At 69.1% G+C, this 13,968-nt stretch carries 18 protein-coding genes and 3 pseudogenes; 11 read left to right on the forward strand and 10 right to left on the reverse strand.

Going from position 1 to position 13,968, the window contains the following annotated elements; genetic code table 11:
* Positions 1 to 21: 21 nt before the first annotated feature.
* Complete coding sequence (locus HCN08_RS04275; protein WP_167981480.1) at positions 22 to 546, forward strand: DUF6879 family protein; 525 nt, start codon at positions 22 to 24, stop codon at positions 544 to 546.
* Positions 536 to 748: a helix-turn-helix domain-containing protein gene (locus HCN08_RS04280; protein WP_167981481.1), complete on the forward strand. Its 213-nt coding sequence runs from the start codon at positions 536 to 538 to the stop codon at positions 746 to 748. The genes HCN08_RS04275 and HCN08_RS04280 overlap by 11 nt, the downstream gene beginning before the upstream one ends.
* Positions 749 to 944: 196 nt before the next feature.
* On the opposite strand, the gene HCN08_RS04285 is transcribed toward HCN08_RS04280, so the two are convergent.
* Positions 945 to 1,268, reverse strand: coding sequence for a hypothetical protein (locus HCN08_RS04285; RefSeq protein ID WP_167981482.1), 324 nt, complete (start codon positions 1,266 to 1,268; stop codon positions 945 to 947).
* 302 nt (positions 1,269 to 1,570) lie between these two features.
* On the opposite strand from HCN08_RS04285, the gene HCN08_RS36850 reads away from it, so the two are divergent.
* Positions 1,571 to 1,699: an NUDIX hydrolase gene (locus HCN08_RS36850; protein ID WP_407648666.1), complete on the forward strand. Its 129-nt coding sequence runs from the start codon at positions 1,571 to 1,573 to the stop codon at positions 1,697 to 1,699.
* 174 nt (positions 1,700 to 1,873) lie between these two features.
* Here the strand turns inward: HCN08_RS36850 and HCN08_RS04295 are convergent, their stop codons facing one another.
* Positions 1,874 to 2,077: a DUF397 domain-containing protein gene (locus tag HCN08_RS04295; protein WP_167981483.1), complete on the reverse strand. Its 204-nt coding sequence runs from the start codon at positions 2,075 to 2,077 to the stop codon at positions 1,874 to 1,876.
* Positions 2,078 to 2,321: 244 nt separating this feature from the next.
* On the opposite strand from HCN08_RS04295, the pseudogene HCN08_RS04300 reads away from it, so the two are divergent.
* Both HCN08_RS04300 and HCN08_RS04305 read left to right on the forward strand, forming a co-directional pair.
* Positions 2,322 to 3,030 (forward strand): annotated as a pseudogene (locus tag HCN08_RS04300) (transposase).
* Between the two features lie 1,917 nt (positions 3,031 to 4,947).
* Positions 4,948 to 5,320 (forward strand): annotated as a pseudogene (locus HCN08_RS04305) (NUDIX domain-containing protein).
* Between the two features lie 174 nt (positions 5,321 to 5,494).
* Here the strand turns inward: HCN08_RS04305 and HCN08_RS04310 are convergent.
* On the reverse strand, positions 5,495 to 5,698 hold the full coding sequence (locus HCN08_RS04310) for a DUF397 domain-containing protein (RefSeq protein WP_167981484.1): 204 nt from the start codon (positions 5,696 to 5,698) through the stop codon (positions 5,495 to 5,497).
* Positions 5,664 to 6,530, reverse strand: coding sequence for a helix-turn-helix domain-containing protein (locus HCN08_RS04315; RefSeq protein ID WP_167981485.1), 867 nt, complete (start codon positions 6,528 to 6,530; stop codon positions 5,664 to 5,666). Before HCN08_RS04315 ends, HCN08_RS04310 begins: the two co-directional genes overlap by 35 nt.
* 124 nt (positions 6,531 to 6,654) lie before the next feature.
* Between HCN08_RS04315 and HCN08_RS04320 the strand changes: the two genes are divergently transcribed.
* From HCN08_RS04320 to HCN08_RS04330, 3 genes are all read left to right on the forward strand, one after another.
* A complete protein-coding gene (locus tag HCN08_RS04320; RefSeq protein ID WP_167981486.1) occupies positions 6,655 to 7,149 on the forward strand; it encodes an ATP-binding protein in 495 nt (164 codons plus the stop codon).
* 120 nt (positions 7,150 to 7,269) lie between these two features.
* A complete protein-coding gene (locus HCN08_RS04325; protein ID WP_167981487.1) occupies positions 7,270 to 7,629 on the forward strand; it encodes a hypothetical protein in 360 nt (119 codons plus the stop codon).
* A gap of 43 nt (positions 7,630 to 7,672) precedes the next feature.
* On the forward strand, positions 7,673 to 8,098 hold the full coding sequence (locus HCN08_RS04330; protein ID WP_167981488.1) for a hypothetical protein: 426 nt from the start codon (positions 7,673 to 7,675) through the stop codon (positions 8,096 to 8,098).
* Positions 8,099 to 8,287: 189 nt separating this feature from the next.
* Here the strand turns inward: HCN08_RS04330 and HCN08_RS36855 are convergent, their stop codons facing one another.
* From HCN08_RS36855 to HCN08_RS04345, 4 genes and pseudogenes are all read right to left on the reverse strand, one after another.
* Complete coding sequence (locus HCN08_RS36855; protein WP_407648679.1) at positions 8,288 to 8,689, reverse strand: Clp protease N-terminal domain-containing protein; 402 nt, start codon at positions 8,687 to 8,689, stop codon at positions 8,288 to 8,290.
* Positions 8,690 to 8,830, reverse strand: a pseudogene (locus HCN08_RS35045) (Clp protease N-terminal domain-containing protein); the annotation flags it as partial. It lies immediately after the preceding gene.
* 2 nt (positions 8,831 to 8,832) lie between these two features.
* A complete protein-coding gene (locus HCN08_RS04340; RefSeq protein ID WP_167981490.1) occupies positions 8,833 to 9,075 on the reverse strand; it encodes a hypothetical protein in 243 nt (80 codons plus the stop codon).
* 74 nt (positions 9,076 to 9,149) lie between these two features.
* Positions 9,150 to 9,512 carry a hypothetical protein gene (locus HCN08_RS04345; RefSeq protein WP_167981491.1) on the reverse strand — a complete coding sequence of 121 codons (363 nt, stop codon included), beginning with the start codon at positions 9,510 to 9,512 and terminating at the stop codon, positions 9,150 to 9,152.
* A gap of 440 nt (positions 9,513 to 9,952) precedes the next feature.
* Here HCN08_RS04345 and HCN08_RS04350 point away from each other — a divergent pair, with 440 nt between their 5' ends.
* From HCN08_RS04350 to HCN08_RS04360, 3 genes are read left to right on the forward strand one after another with little or no spacing between them, the layout of a single operon-like run.
* Positions 9,953 to 10,192: a hypothetical protein gene (locus HCN08_RS04350; protein ID WP_167981492.1), complete on the forward strand. Its 240-nt coding sequence runs from the start codon at positions 9,953 to 9,955 to the stop codon at positions 10,190 to 10,192.
* The gene (locus HCN08_RS04355; RefSeq protein ID WP_167981493.1) at positions 10,167 to 10,685 is read left to right on the forward strand and encodes a DUF6879 family protein; all 519 of its coding nucleotides are present in this window, start codon (positions 10,167 to 10,169) and stop codon (positions 10,683 to 10,685) included. Before HCN08_RS04350 ends, HCN08_RS04355 begins: the two co-directional genes overlap by 26 nt.
* Before the next feature lie 23 nt (positions 10,686 to 10,708).
* Positions 10,709 to 11,560, forward strand: coding sequence for a helix-turn-helix domain-containing protein (locus tag HCN08_RS04360; protein ID WP_167981494.1), 852 nt, complete (start codon positions 10,709 to 10,711; stop codon positions 11,558 to 11,560).
* 122 nt (positions 11,561 to 11,682) lie between these two features.
* Here HCN08_RS04360 and HCN08_RS04365 read toward each other — a convergent pair whose 3' ends face one another.
* Both HCN08_RS04365 and HCN08_RS04370 read right to left on the reverse strand, forming a co-directional pair.
* The gene (locus tag HCN08_RS04365) at positions 11,683 to 12,837 is read right to left on the reverse strand and encodes a GGDEF domain-containing protein (RefSeq protein ID WP_167981495.1); all 1,155 of its coding nucleotides are present in this window, start codon (positions 12,835 to 12,837) and stop codon (positions 11,683 to 11,685) included.
* 250 nt (positions 12,838 to 13,087) lie between these two features.
* Entirely contained in the window at positions 13,088 to 13,897 is an 810-nt protein-coding gene (locus tag HCN08_RS04370) for an enoyl-CoA hydratase-related protein (RefSeq protein WP_167981496.1), read from the reverse strand.
* Between the last annotated feature and the right edge of the window lie 71 nt (positions 13,898 to 13,968).

Genomic DNA, 13,968 nt, shown 5'->3' on the forward strand with positions numbered 1-13,968 from the left:
AGACGTTGAGGGAGGCCGTTCGTGCTCTTGGCTGGTGACGAGTGGGCCGCTCGCTTCGAAAAGTTCCGGCGGGAGGCTTGGCGCCTGGAGACACTGCCGCAGTACCTCATGCCTCAGGAGGCGGACGAGTTCGAGTCGTTCAGGAACGGTGCCCGCATCGACCCGACGACCGTGTCGAACGCATACACGGACCGACTGCGTCGGCAGGTCACGGAAGGGCGCGCCCAGGGCCGGGTCCACGTGCTGACCCGCCCCCTCTCGGCGTATCTGCGGTTCGAGTTCCAGCACTACTACCAGCCCCACGCGCTGGCCGGTGAGGAAATTCGCGTACTCGACGTGACGAACCGTCCCGACCCTCTTGAGGGGGTTCAGGATTTCTGGATGTTCGACCGCGCCGAAGTGGTCCTCATGAACTACCACCCCGACGGTCGGCAGATCAGCCGAGAGCTGTTCGACGGCGACATCTCACCGTTCCTCGAATTCCAGAGGATCGCGGTCGACGAGTCGGTTCCCTTCGAGGAGTACGTGCAGGACCTTGACCTTTGACCCGCAGGCCCTGGGCCGTTCCAGGTCGGACCTGGCGGCAGCGCTAAAAGAGGAGCGCAGGCGGGCCGGGTGGACCCAGGCCCGGCTCGCCAAGCGCTGCAGCATGAGCCAGACGAAGGTGAGCAACATCGAAAGCGGGAAGCTGACCCCCGCGATGGTCGATGTCGAGTTGTGCGGGCAAGTATCGCCGATGCCCCGGTGACCAGTCCAAAACCGTCACCAAGAAACCTGAACGGCAGGGCGTCCTCCAGCCGGGAGGACTTCGGCAGGTACGAGGGGTACGCGGTCTGGGACGAGGACGTCCGGGAACTGCTGTGCGAGTGGTCAATGATCTTTACCCGACAGCGCCAGTAGAGGTTCTGGCCGACGACGTCATAGCGCCTGGCGCGGCCGGGTCTCTAGTCCGGCAGCCGCCGGGAACCTGCTGCCTCCGCGGCCTCTGCTTCGTAGGCGGCAAGAGTGAGGCCTCCGCCGTCATCTGTCACGGCAACGTTGACGTGCAGCACGGTCTCCTCGTCGAAGCGCAGGGTGAAGAGCGGGTCAAGCGCCATCAGGAAGTCGAAACTCTCCCGATCCTCCCCGGTCAGGGAAGGCTCGAGGGCCGCACCGCACGTCCACCCGCTGCCGGTGACGCCGACCTCGACTCGCACGCCAAACCTGCCCAAGCACGTCGACCGGTTGGCCCACCACTCAAGCGTCGCAGTGCCCTCGTAGCTGTCCACCGCCCAAGTATCGGGGCAGATCCGCGGCCGAGTATCAGCGGTAGGGCAACCAGCGCCACAAGATCGTGTTACGAGCTCGAAGCGGATCGCTGCCAGGGGATTGGAAAAACTCATCCGTGGCCCGTTGCCGTGGCGCGTCCTGTGGTTCGCCTTCCTACCGGTTACGCGGTCAAGAGTGAGGAGTTCCCGGAGACCGTCGTTCGAGAGGTCCGGGAGGAGACCGGTCTTGAGGTTGTTCCGGGGCGGCTGGTCCAGGTGACCAGCGGATACAAGCTGCGCGTGGAGATTGCGTACGAAGCTCTGTGCACGGGGGGACTCTCAAGCCCGACGGCTTCGAGATCCTGGAGGCGGCGTGGTTCAGCCCGGACGCATTCCCGGAGGGAATGCGGGAGAGCCATATCCAGCTCATCAAGTCGGGCCTGCCCGCCTGACGGGACCCGCACCGAACGAATCCGTCAGGCGACCGGTAGCCGGCCCCGCTCGGGGGCGCCTTGGGTGGCGCTCGGGCGGGGCTTTCTGCGCGGCCGGGCGCTGGCTTCCGCGGGGCGACCGCGGCGGGCGGGAGCGCTTGTTCGGGAGCCGGGCGCCGGGCGGGGCGGCGGTTGTCAGGGGGTGTCGAACGTGCCTATGCGTACTGACGTCACGAATGCCTGCCACTCCGCGGGCGAGAATCGCAGGACGGGGCCGTGCGGGTCCTTGGAGTCACGTACGGCGCCGGGGTTGGCGTCGTCCACCTCGACGCACGTCCCGCCGTTGGTGTTGCTGTAGCTGCTCTTACGCCACCGGGGGGCGGCCGAGGTGGGCTGCATGGTCCTCGTACTCCTTCATGACCGGATGAACATTGAGCGTTTTCAGCGTGGCACCTGATCGGGTGACGGGGTGGTGTGGGGTCGCGGAGTGCGCAACGGGCAGGGCTCCCGTGCCGTTGAGCGAGGTGTTCGACGTCTCAGCTCAGCAGCGCGGGAGCCCTGTTGGTTCCGTATCCTGCCTGTGAGGATTAGGGTTGCCGTCCCAGGGTGCGGCCTGGCCCATGCACTCGTCGAGTGGGTCACCATGCTCATCGTCACCCGCGAAGGTGACCGGCGCTGCAAACTCCCGCCGCACCGCCGCACCGCCGCACCGCCGTGCGCTGGTAGCACTCGTGTACCTGCGTCACCACGACACGCTCGCCCGGATCGCCGCGGCCTTCGGGATATCCGTCGGCACCGCCCACGCCTATGTCACCGCGGTCACCGGTCTGCTTGCCGAGCGAGCGCCGGGCCTGCTGAAGACGCTGCGCGCACACGACCCGGACTTCGTCCTGCTGGACGGCACGCTCGCAGAGTGCGACCGCGTCGGCGACGGCAGGGCCGACTACTCCTCGAAGCACAAGCGGCACGGCGTGAACGTTCAGGTCGTCACGGACCCGGCCGGCGAGATCCTGTGGCTGTCGCCGGCCCTGCCGGGCCGGACCCACGACCTGACGGCCGCCCGCACCCACAAGATCCTGCGGATCTGTGCACGCCAGGGCGTCCCGATCCTCGCCGACATGGCCTACATCGGAGCGGGGGACTGGGCCACCACCGCCAAGCGCCGCCCACCAGGCGGTGAACTCACCCTCACCGAGCGGACCAAGAACCAGGCCCTTTCCGCAGCCCGGGCACCCGTCGAACGAGGCATAGCCCGGCTGAAATCCTGGCAGATCTTCCGCAGATCCCGCATCAGCCCCAACCGCATGACCGTCATCACCAAAGCCGTCCTCACCCTGAAGAGGCAACGCTGAAAACGCTCATGGACTCGCTTGGTTTTCATACGGACTCGACACCCACATGATCAGCGCGTCACCCGAACAACCCTCATCCTCAAAGGAATCCGGAAATGACCAACGTTGAGAAAACGTCACTCGTCACGTGGGCATGGAATCAGTTATCAGGGCCACATGCCATCTCGCCGGTCGGACCATTGACGCACACCTGGAGGTCGTAGCCGGGGCCGTCGTAGTACCACGAGGTCGTGTGAGTTCCCGCAGTATAGAAATTCCACTTTTCGTAGATGGTATTGTCGGGAAGAACGCTCACGATGTTGCCCCACGACCCCGCCCCACAAGTGCCGATTGTGCTCCACCGCATGTAGTCGTGCAAGGGACTTCCCCGCAGTTGGACTTGCTGCTCAAGAGTACATCCGGTGACCCCTACTTGCCACGAACCTTCTACTGCTTGCGCCGGCATGGCCAGCGCTATGAGGGCCGCGCTGGTAAGGCCGATGACTGTGGCGACTCTGCGCCTGCGCTTCATTTCCCCTCCCCATTAGAATTCGAAAACTCACTGCCGAGGTCGGAGTGGAGCGCATTTCTCTCCACCCCGCCTAGGAGTAATCATCTCAGCGGTACACGCGTTCGACAAGTGACTAAACCCAGCCAGGAGCTAGTTGGTTTCAGCCATAAATGCAATTTTTGACATAATCCATTTTCCCGTTATGGGCCCATTCTTGCGGAAAGAAATGATTAATCCGAATGGTTCCCCATGGGCGGGGTGGATTTAGGTACACAATGGGCGTAATATTAAATATGTAGGCATTATTCCTCGTTGTTCAACGTTCGTCGTGCTCTCGCAGCTAGCGGTGGTGCCTGGTGGTGATGTGCAGGAGTGGGAGGTTCCATCCGTCAAGGTTGAGCCTGAATGCCTTGGCGATGCATCATGCGGACGGGGCAGAGTCGGGATTGGTCGTGTTGCTCGGCCTTGAGGCATGCCTTCCGCCTGATGGGAGTACGCTGGCTTCCGCAACGGCTGTTGGCGGCAAGAAAGTTGATCGCACTCGCCGTTTGCTCGGCCCGCCAGGTGACATTTCTTGCTGCGAGGATGAGGATGCTGAAAGAAAACCCCCGTAGGAGGTACGGGGCTATGGCGATTGTGGCAGTTGCATGCCTCGTGGTTGCTGCGTGCAGCGCCAGTCGCAATTCAAAAGCTGATTCTCAAGGTGGTGACACCGCTAGTTCTTCGCCCGCAGGAGCAGTTCGCGAAGGTGGTTCACCCGGAGATACAAGTGCCTCGCACAGTCCTTCGGCTTCATCGAAGGAATCTCAAGCAATCCAGGTTGATGGCTGTACGGCCTATCGCCAAACGAAGAAGATGGGAAATTCTCAGCGCAAGTACATACGCTGGTACGCCAATGACTGCAAAGTGGGTGCGTCCGCCTGGCTGGTGAGTACCCTTCCAGACAGTACCATCTATGGAAAGTACATTTTTTCCACATCGGGATCCCATACAAGTGACTGGTACTCCGATGATTCCGGAGGGGATCTGGAATTGTGCGTCAACGGCCCTACCGGTCAATTTTCTTGCTGGCTCGATGATTCGAGTCATTATACTATTGAGCCTGTAACCCAGTAGTGCTTGGTCAGGTTGGCGTGGGGTGCGTGTCCTTCGTGTGGCGTGTCGTGTTGAGGTTGCGCCACTTCGGTGGATCTTCACGGCCTGTGTGACGTGCGGGAAGTTCAGGCCGAGGCCGGTGACGGTCAGCACACGTACCGAGCGAGTCTCGCGTTGGCCGTGCCCGTGCTCGCGGTCGTAGCTCGCCGTGGTGCATTCCTTCCAGGGCAGGGCGCGTAGCGCGGCGTGCAGGCGCGGCTGGTTGCGCTTGACCACGAGGACGTCCGGGAACTGCTGTGCGAGTGGTCCAGTGGTTCGCCCATGCCAAATTCATGGTCGGCGTGACGGGCGTGGTCCGCAACGAGGCGGGAGAGGTCCTGCTCCTCAAGCACCGCATGTGGCCTGCGGATCGACCGTGGGGGCTTCCCACCGGTTACGCGGTCAAGAGCGAGGAGTTCCCGGAGACCGTCGTTCGAGAGGTCCGGGAGGAGGCCGGTCTTGAGGTTGTTCCGGGACGGCTGGTCCAGGTGACCAGCGGATACAAGCTGCGCGTGGAGATCGCGTACGAAGCTCTGTGCACGGGGGGGAACTCTCAAGCTCGACAGCTTCGAGATCCTGGAGGCGGCATGGTTCAGCCCGGACGCACTCCCGGAGGGAATGCAGGAGAGCCATATCCAGCTCATCAAGTCGGGCCTGCCCGCCTGACGGGACCCGCGCCGAACGAATCCGTCAGGCGCCCGGTAGCCGGCCCCGCTCGGGGGTGCCTTGGGTGGCGCTCGGGCGGGGCTTTCTGCGCGGCTGGGCGCTCGCTTCCGCCGGGCGACCGCGGCGGGCGGGAGCGCTTGTTCGGGGGCCGGAGGTCGGGCGGGGCGGCGGTCGTCAGGGGGTGTCGAACGTGCCTATGCGGACGGACGTCACGAATGCCTGCCACTCCGTGGGCGAGAACCGCAGCACCGGGCCGTGCGGGTCCTTGGAGTCACGTACGGCGCCGGGGTTGGCGTCGTCCACCTCGACGCACGTCCCGCCGTTGGTGTTGCTGTAGCTGCTCTTACGCCACCGGGGGGCGGCGGAGGTGGGCTGCATGGTGCTCGTACTCCTTCATGACCGCTCTGATCACCGCCTCGGAGTCCTGAGGCGAGAGGGCTTGCGCCCTGAGCAGATCGTAGGACTCCCGGCGGGCCGCGACGGCATCCGGATCGTCAACCATCGTCCCATCCTGGCTCCCTTCCGACCAACCAATTGTCAGGCGGTCCGGCAGGGTGTACAGCGACAACGAGCCACCCATCTCCGGATGCTCGCCCGTCGAGAACGGCAGCACTTGGACTGTGATGTGTGACGACTCCGCGGCGGCGCGGATGATCTCGCCAAGTTGGGCGGCCATGGTGGCTGGGCCTCCTACAGGCCGACGCAGTACAGCCTCGTCCAGGATGAAAGAGCACCGGGGCGGCGAGTCTCCCGAGAGCCGGGCCTGCCTTTCCAGCCGCACGCCCACCATGGCGTCGATGTCCGACGGAGGAAGGTGCGGATAGCCCGCGCGCAGCATGCGCTGTGCCACCTCACGGGTTTGCAGCAGGCCCGGGACGTTCTGGCACGTGTACTCCTCGATGACCCGTGCCGCCGCCTCCAACTCGATCGCGCGCTGGTACTTCCCGGGGAACTTCTCACGTCGCGCGACCGCGTAAAGCCGCTGGAAGTGGTCGCCAGTCTCGAAGAGCAGGTCCAGGCGCGGCACCAGGTCCTCGCTCGGCAGCAGCTCGGCGGTCTCGATCCTGGAGAGCTGGCTCTTGCTGTAGTTGAGGATCTTCGCGAGGCGGGCCAGGGACAACCCCATGCGTTCCCGGTGCCGCCTGATGTCTGCCCCCAGCAGGTCGCGAACTGATCGCTCGGGGTGAAGAACTCGTGGTTCGAAGGTCATGCGCGTGCCTCCTCCTGTTGCGCCCTACGCGTCGGGACGGTGGGTTGCTTCCCCCCGTCACGTCGAACGGCGACGATCGCAGTACGGACAGCGAGACCCAAGGTAGCGAGGTCAGGGCGTCGTGGTGACCAAAACGACTGCGAAGTACGCGAAGGAAGGAACCGTGGCCGAGCACGGCATGCCGTCAGCGCCCAAGGGAATGGGCAGAGTTTTTGGACCGGCCCCCGCGGAGGCGGTGACGTACCGCTGGGACCCGTTCCCGTCCTCGGTGCCGGCGGCACGGCGGCAGCTCCGGGAGGCGTTACGCGGCTGGGGCCTGGCCGACCTGGCGGACGACTGCGTGCTGGTCCTCACGGAGCTGCTGTCCAACGCCCTGGCGCACGCGCACGGGCCCGACCCGGTGGTGAGTACGCGCTTCAGCCGGCTCGCGGACGGGTGCGGCGTACGGATCGAAGTGCACGACTCGGACACCGCGCACGTGCCGGTCAGGGACAGCGGCGGCGGTGCGGACGCCGAGCGGGGGCGCGGGCTGCTGCTCGTCGACGCGTGCACCGCGCGGCGGTGGGGGACCGTACTCGGCGCCACGGGCAAGGCGGTGTGGGGCGAGGTGGCGCGGTGAGGCTGCTGCGAACGCTCGGGCGCCACGCGGGCGCCCTCTACCTCTGCCTCCTCGCCGGGTCCTTTCTCGCCCTGGGCGTCCTGCTCAGCCTTCTCACGTCATAGGAGTTGACCGACCGTCATGCCCGCCACGACCACAGGAGAGCTGTGCGAGGCGTCCGCCTTCCTGCCGCTCGCCCTCCGGACCGAAGTGCTCCAGACCTACCCCACCGCCGACCGGCGGTTGATCGCGGACGAGTTGGTCTGCGCCCTCGGGGCGGCGCACAACGGTGACGAGCACTACGCCGTGGTGTACGACCACTTCCCGCCGGAGGTCCCCGGAGCCCTCTGGGCGCGCTGGCGGCACGGCACCCCGCCGGACACCTTCCAGCTCCGCCCCGACTGCCCCGCCCTCTCCCCCGACCGCACCGCCTGCGGCCACTTCACCGCCCACCCGGGCCCGCACACCTGGCAATCCGACGAGCCCGTCGCCCCAGCATGAGCCGAGCGCGAGCGGCTGCTCGCCGAGGAAAGGACCAGCAGCGATGCGACCCGCACGCTTCCAGGAGTTCGCGATCACGGCCTTCCGGAGGGGCGGCGAAGTAGCCGCCGCCGAGCCCTGGCAGGAGGGGACGACGCGACCTTACGGTGTGCGAGTGGAGTTCGGCACGGGCGCGGTGATCCACGTATCCCTCACGGCCGTGCCGCCCCCAGGGGAGAACTTCTGCGAGCCGGAGGCGCCGGTCACGGCAGAGCCTCCGTCCCAGGTGGCGGTTCCTGAGCTCTACGAGGGCGGCAAGCCCAGTCCGCAGCGTGCCGAGCTGTACCTGGCAGCGCTGCTGAACAACTCCGGTAACCCCGAGGTCGCCAGGACGTACGCGTACTCCGCCCGGGAGACCCCGCCTATGAACCCCGGCCTCGGCGTGGACTTCCACAACGGCGGCAAGGCACACATGCTGATCGTCACCTGATACCAGGGCCGACGGATCGGCACGACTCCTTCGAGCGGAGAGTCCAGCCCATGCGACTCGATGCCGCGCAGTTACGAGCCTCGTGCCGCACTGAGGTGTGTGCACTGCGGTGTGTGCACCTCATCGGAAAACCGGCCGGCTACGGGACCTCGGCCGGCCCGGGGGGGCGGTCCTGACGCTGCCGCCGGTCTAGGGCTGTTCCGCCAGGCGGGTGAGGATCGCCTCGCGGAGGGTGGCGGGGGCGACGTCCAGGGCGGTAAGGACCTGGAGGCCGCGGCCTTCGCCGGCCGACAGCAGGCCGAGCAGGATGTGCTCGGTGCCGAACTTCTCGTGGCCCAGTGCGCGGGCCTCGCGGAGGGTCTGCTCCAGGGCCTTCTTGGCGTGCGGGGTGTAGGCGGGGCGGGGGTATTGGAAGGCGCCGGGGCCGAAGGTGTCGTCGGCGCGGCGCCGGATCTCCTCGACGTCGATGCCGAGGGACGACAGCGCGTCCTTCGCGGGCTGCCCGCCGGTCGCCGCGATGCCCGCGGCCTCCAGGATCCGTACGGTCTCCGCCCTGGCCCGGGCAAGCTCGACGCCCTGCTCGCGCAGCACGTCCCCGGCGGTGCTCCGGTCGGTGCCGATGAGGCCGAGCAGGAGGTGCTCGGTCCCGATGAAGTCGTGCCCGAGGGCGATCGCCTCGTCCTGCGACAGCACCACCGCGCGCCTCGCCCGGTCGGTGAAGAACTCGAACACCTCTACTCCTCCTTGCCCGTGGCTTTGCGCCTGCTCGCGTGCTTCTCGTGCACCGACTGCCGGCTGATGTTCAGCGCGGTGGCGATGCTCTGCCATGACCACCCCTGGTCACGGGCGTTGTCGACGTGCAGCCGCTCCAGCTCCTCCAGCAGCCGCCGCAACGCGACGACAGCCCGCAGCCCCACGTCGGGGTCCTTCGCGGTGACCTGCCCGGCCAGCGAGGCCGGTGTGTCCTCAGCTCCCATGCGTGTCAGGATGCCCTGACAGGGCGGGCACTGTCAAGGAACCCTGACAGTGGCCCGGCGGTGGCCACCGCCGGCTATTCGGCGGGCGATGCCGGGCATCGGCCGGTGCACAGCACCAAGTCCCGGCAGACGTAGCTGCTCGCCGTGTAATAGCGCGTCACCACGTCGGCCGGGTCCTGAGCCAGCCGCGTCCGCGCGTACGCGACCAGCGACTCGGCCGGCAGCGCGGTCGGCATCGGCGGCGTCCTCGCCACCTCCTGCTCCAGCCATGACGCCGCCGCCTCACGATCGGCGAACTGCCCGACGAGCATCGAGCGCGGCTTGTCCGGCCACTCGGCGATGACGAGCGGCGGCGCCGCGACGGCGGGGTCCCGGGCGTCCGCATCCCTCGGACGCCCGGGTCCGGTGTACGTGTACGCGTGCCAGTGCTGCGTCATGTCCGTCCTCCGGGAGGTGGGACCGGCGCCCCTACGGGGGCCGGCCCCGATCGGGTGGTGCCTGCTACTGCCTGCCGCAGCCGTCGCCGCCGCCGCAGTCCGGCTCGTCGGCCGGCGGGGTCGGGTCGTCGTCGCCCGGATCTGCCGCAAATGCGCTCACGGAGGTCACCTCCCCCCGACGTCGAGTGGGGCGTCGGCCCCTTGCCGGGCCCGGTGTGGCACTGCGGATCCGCGAAGGGCCCGCGAAGGGCCCGAGAAAGGCCCGGGAAGACCGCACCCTCGACGCTAGGAATCGCCTGTGCCCCCGCGCCAGCAACTAGCACCGACTTGCACGCGACTTGCTCAGCCATCCGTGCGCCCGCAGTGCGCCCTTGCCGCCCCCACCCGCAGACCTGAACTTGGTGCAAGTACGTGTAAGCCACGGCGTATTGGAGGGGAACATGGAGCTACGCTTCATCGGCATCGATCCGGACACCGACGAGAAGAACTGCCCTCGGGTATGGATCGAGGAGGAACGGCGGGAGTTCGTCTTCCAGGGCTGGAAGGCCGGGGACGCGCTCAACGAGAAGGTGCGCTCAACTGGGCCGCTTCCCGACGACGAGGCGGTCGTCCGGATCCCGTTGCGGATGGTGCACATTCTGAGGAAGGCGTGCGATGCAGCCGAGGGCCTGGACGTTTGAGGAGCTGCTGGCCGGGGCCACCCGGTCGGCCGTCCACCTGGAGATGCGGGACGTCTACTACAGCAACCCCCGCTTCGAGGCATGGCGGCAGGGGCAGCGGGTGGACTGGGCGGACCGGGCCTCGTGGTGGCGCCCGTTCCACCAGGACATCGCCGATGCCGTGGGCCGCGGTGTGCGGGTCCGCCGCGCGCGGGTGGTGTGCGAGCCGGTGTCGGAGTACATCCGGTGGGAGCACTACGTCACGGAGGCGAACGTGCGGGCCGGCGAGCAGGTGCGGTGGCTGCCGCGCCGGGAGACCGGCAGCCTGCTCATGCCCGGCCGTGACTTCTGGGTCTTCGACGACCAGGTCGTGCGGTACAGCGACTTCGGCGGCGACGGCGCCTACGTGGGCGAGGAGTTCACCGACGACCCGGGCGTCGTGGCCTTGAGCGCGGCGGCGTTCGAGAGGGTCTGGGAACGAGCCGTCCCCCACGAGGACTTCGAGATCGAGTAGCGGACGAGCACACAATAGGCACCATGCCGCCGACCTCCCCGTCCACCAGCGTCCAAGCCGCCCGCCGGCGTCTCGCGGAGCGCCTGCGTGAGATCCGCCTCGACGCCGGCATCACCAAGCGGGAGGTCGCGGCTCGGTGCGGGTGGAGCGAAGCGAAGAGCGGGCGGATCGAGAACGCCCGCACCGCGCCCTCCGACGAGGACGTCCGCCAGTGGTGCCGCGCCTGCGGCGCCGACGCCCAGGCGCCCTCACTCATCGCGGCGAACCGAGCCGCCGACTCCTTGTACGTGCAGTGGCGGCGTCTGCAGCGCACGGGCCTGAAGCAGCTCCAGACCGCCAACGCGAACCTGTTCGAGCGGACCCGCCTGTTCAAGGTGTACTGCTCCAACGTCGTGCCGGGGTTCCTCCAGACGCCCGGCTACGCGACCGCGCTGCTGCGGTCGATCGCCACGTTCCGGGGTCTGCCCGACGACGTCGCGGACGCGGTCGCGGCGCGGGTGGACAGGTCCCGGATCATCCGTGAAGGGCACCATCGCTTCGCGATAGTCCTCGAAGAGGCGGTGCTGGGGTACCGGCTCGGGGACTTCAGCGTGATGGCGAGCCAGTTGGGGGCGCTGCTGTCCGCGATGGACCTGCCGGCCGTGTCGCTGGGGATCATCCCGTCGGCGTCGCCGCGGACGATGTGGGCGGTCGAGTCGTTCACGGTCTTCGACGACGTCCGGGTGGATCACGAGCCGTTGTCCGCCTCGGTGAAGATCACCGCGCCGGACGAGGTGGGTGTCTACCTGAAGGCGTTCGGCGCGCTGCAGCAGCAGGCCGTCTACGGAGCGGAGGCACGCGCTCTGGTGGCCAAGGCGATCGGCGAGCTGCGCTGACCGTACGGCGAAGGGGCTCCTGCCGGGCCGGGCCCGCGGCGGCTCCGGACCCGGCCGGCTCCGGTGGGACGGCGGGCGCCGGTGGGACGGCGGGCGCCGGTGGGGGCAGGGGGTGAGGGGGGTTACGGGTGTTGGCCGCGGATGTGGCGGCGTTCGGTGGGGTCGGTCGGGGGTGGGGCGTCGGCCAGGTGGAGGACGGGGTCTTCCGGGCCCTCGCGGCCGGCGACGACGGGGGTCGGGGAGCGCAGGGCCTTCGCGCGGTATTGCGCGGCGTCGGCGAGGCGGAAGAGGCGGCGGGCGGAGCGCACGGGGCCGATCGGGTCCGCCGTGGAGGCGACTCCGCAGGCGACGCCCTCGCCGACGTCGAGTTTCGCCGCGCGGCGGCACAGCTCGGCCGCCGCGTGCACGACCTCGTCCGCCGGGCTGCCCACCGCCACGATGCAGAACTCGTCGCCGCCGAGGCGGGCCGCCAGGCTGCCGGGGAGCATCGCGCCGCACAGCGACAGCAGGGAGCCGAACCGTTCCAGCAGGCGGTCGCCGACCGCGTGGCCGTAGCGGTCGTTGACCTTCTTCAGGCCGTTGAGGTCGCAGACCACGAGGCTGACGGGCGAGCCATCGGTGCGGTGGCGCTCCAGCGCCTCGTCCAGCCGCTGGTCGACCGCCCGGCGGTTGCCGAGGCCGGTGAGCGGGTCGGTGAACGCCAGGCGCTGCACCTCCGCCAGGCGCTCGGTCTGCGCGATGCCGGAGGCGATGACCGCGGCCAGCACCGTCGCGAAGTCGGCGTCGCGCCGGGCGAAGGGCGGCTCTCCGTGGCCGCGCGCCACGTACACCTCGCCCCACGCCCTGCCGTGCAGCACCAGCGGCGCCACGACGCACGAGCCGCGCCCGCGCCGGCGCAGCGCCGCCGCCCGGCCCCAGCTGCTCCCGCCGGGTGACGCGCCGGTGCCCTGCGCGGTCTCGACCCACGCGTGCGGTTCGCCGCCGCGGGCCCAGGTGCCGTGCAGGAACTCCGCGATCTCCGGGAAGTCGTGCACGCTGTACGACTCGTCGGCCGGCTCCGGTTCCTCGCCGGGCGCGAGGTCGCCGTCGTTGACCAGGACGCGCAGCCGCCCGGTCTCCCGCTCCCACGCGGATACCGCCGCGAACGACCCGCCCATCGCCAGCCGTGCGCGCCGCGCCCCCGCGCGAGCGGCGTCCTGCGGTGTCTGCGCCGTCGCCAGCGCCTGCGCCAGCTCGACGACCGCCGCGAGCCGTCGATCGGCCGTCCCGTCCTCCATCCCCCCAGGTTAGGGAGCCCGCCCGCGGTCACGACGCCGGGATAGGCCGAACGGCCGCGATGCGCGCGTCGCGCGCCCTGAGCAGGGGCGAACCGCACCCGGCCGCACGCCGGGCAGCCGCCCGAGCCGGACCCGCCGGCAGCCTCCGGCGCCTGCCAGGACCGGCCGCCGACTGGCCGGGCCCGACCGCAGGCCGAGCCGCCGCCCGGCGCCCGCAGCCCGCAGCCCGCAGCCCGCAGCCCGCAGAGGGCTACTCACCCGGCCAGTCAGGTGTGCGCTTGGCGTTGAAGGCCGCGACGCCCTCCGCGCGGTCGGCGGAGAAGGCGACCGTGCGCCAGGCGGCGTCCTCGACGTCGAGGCCGGCGCGGAGGTCGAGGCCGTGGCCCAGGCGGAGGGCGCGTTTGGCGGCGCGCAGGCCGACGGGTGAGTTCGCCGCTATCCGGGCGGCCAGCTCCAGCGCGCCGGTGCGGGCCGGGGTGCCCGGGGGCGTCAGGACGTCGATCATGCCGAGGGACGCCGCCTCCGCGGCCTCGACCCGGCGGGCGGTGAATACCAGCTCGGCGGCGCGGGCGGCGCCGACCCGGCGGGGCAGCAGCTGCGTGCCGCCGCCGCCCGGGATGACGCCCACCGACACCTCGGGCAGGCCCACCACCGCCGTGCCGTCCGCCACGATCACGTCGCACGCGAGCGCCAGCTCGTACCCGCCGCCGAGCGCGTAGCCGTGGACCGCGGCCACCGTCGGCATCGGCAGGTCCAGCACGCCCGTGTACGCCGCCCGGGCCAGCGGGCGCTGCCGGCCCAGCTCGGCGTCGGAGAGCGCGTTGCGCTCCTTGAGGTCGGCCCCGACGCAGAAGGCCTTCTCCGCCGACGAGCTGACGACGGTGACGCTCACCGTACGGTCCGCGGCGAGCGCCGCGCACGCCGCCGCGATCGACCCGGCCATCGCCGCCGACACCGCGTTCATCGCGCGCGGCCGGTCCAGCACGAGCTCGGCCACCCGGGCCCCGTGCCGCTCGACCCGCACGAACTCGCCGTACCGCACCTCACCCGTACCACTCACCGGACCCGCCTCCCGCGCCGACGTTAACGACCGTGAACTTCCCGTACGCCCACATCCTCGCACGGGGGTCC

The organism is Actinacidiphila epipremni, from assembly GCF_012034175.1.
In the GTDB taxonomy this organism is placed as follows: Bacteria; Actinomycetota; Actinomycetes; order Streptomycetales; family Streptomycetaceae; genus Actinacidiphila; species Actinacidiphila epipremni.

Excerpts from the sequence above, each read along its gene's own strand:
- HCN08_RS04325 (WP_167981487.1), top strand. The coding sequence starts at position 7,270 with ATGCCCGCCACGACCACAGGAGAGCTGTGCGAGGCGTCCGCCTTCCTG.
- HCN08_RS04345 (WP_167981491.1), bottom strand. The coding sequence starts at position 9,512 with ATGACGCAGCACTGGCACGCGTACACGTACACCGGACCCGGGCGTCCG.
- HCN08_RS04355 (WP_167981493.1), top strand. The coding sequence starts at position 10,167 with ATGCAGCCGAGGGCCTGGACGTTTGAGGAGCTGCTGGCCGGGGCCACC.
- HCN08_RS04365 (WP_167981495.1), bottom strand. The coding sequence starts at position 12,837 with ATGGAGGACGGGACGGCCGATCGACGGCTCGCGGCGGTCGTCGAGCTG.
- HCN08_RS04360 (WP_167981494.1), top strand. The coding sequence starts at position 10,709 with ATGCCGCCGACCTCCCCGTCCACCAGCGTCCAAGCCGCCCGCCGGCGT.
- HCN08_RS04310 (WP_167981484.1), bottom strand. The coding sequence starts at position 5,698 with ATGCAGCCCACCTCCGCCGCCCCCCGGTGGCGTAAGAGCAGCTACAGC.
- HCN08_RS04340 (WP_167981490.1), bottom strand. The coding sequence starts at position 9,075 with ATGGGAGCTGAGGACACACCGGCCTCGCTGGCCGGGCAGGTCACCGCG.
- HCN08_RS04330 (WP_167981488.1), top strand. The coding sequence starts at position 7,673 with ATGCGACCCGCACGCTTCCAGGAGTTCGCGATCACGGCCTTCCGGAGG.
- HCN08_RS04315 (WP_167981485.1), bottom strand. The coding sequence starts at position 6,530 with ATGACCTTCGAACCACGAGTTCTTCACCCCGAGCGATCAGTTCGCGAC.
- HCN08_RS04350 (WP_167981492.1), top strand. The coding sequence starts at position 9,953 with ATGGAGCTACGCTTCATCGGCATCGATCCGGACACCGACGAGAAGAAC.
- HCN08_RS04295 (WP_167981483.1), bottom strand. The coding sequence starts at position 2,077 with ATGCAGCCCACCTCGGCCGCCCCCCGGTGGCGTAAGAGCAGCTACAGC.